The 568-nt window shown below is 41.0% G+C and carries 1 protein-coding gene; it reads right to left on the bottom strand.

Annotated features, from left to right (window positions below; all coding sequences use genetic code 11):
• Positions 1-112: 112 nt before the first annotated feature.
• Positions 113-568 (bottom strand): Rib/alpha-like domain-containing protein (locus HMPREF2619_RS05020; protein ID WP_148130368.1); only part of this gene is annotated, 456 nt, incomplete at its 5' end.

The following is a 568-nucleotide window of genomic DNA, read 5'->3' as shown; positions in this document are numbered from 1 at the left end:
CGAGACGGACTGAAAGTCGCATAATCAAAAAACCGTAAGAATTTCTTCTTACGGTTTTTCTAGCAATGTTAAAGAATAATCATTCTCAGTTTTGCTTTATTTGAGTATTTTATTACTCTTCTTCCTCGCGTTTTTTAGCGATGAGGAGTCCTCCTGTCACTGCTGCAAGAAGTGCTAGTCCAAGTGAAGCGTTAGATTGTTTAGTACCAGTGTTTGGCAATTCTTTCGCTCCTGCTTTCTTAGCTGGAGTGTTATCAGAAGCTGGAGCTACATTAGCTGCAACAGTTACTTTAACTGAAACTTCATCCTTAGAGCCATCTGGGTAAGTTACCACTACCACAGCGTCTTTGTCACCTGGTGTTGTTGTATCAACTGGTGTCTTGTACTCAAACTTAGTTCCATTTGGTAGGTCTCCTACGTTTCCGATTGAATCTTTAGCGTTTGGAGTTTCTCCTTTGTTCACTGTTTGATCTTTAGCTACTGGTGTGTTCTTATCCGCATCTGTACTTGGAGTTACAGGCGCTGGTGTGTTTGGAGTTACTACCTTAACAGTTACTGGAACTTCATC

Origin of the sequence: Streptococcus sp. HMSC074B11 (assembly GCF_001808705.1) — a bacterium.
Classification (GTDB): domain Bacteria; phylum Bacillota; class Bacilli; order Lactobacillales; family Streptococcaceae; genus Streptococcus.
The sequence above is the reverse complement of the archived record's forward strand: the minus strand, read 5'-3'. Positions and strand labels throughout refer to the sequence as shown.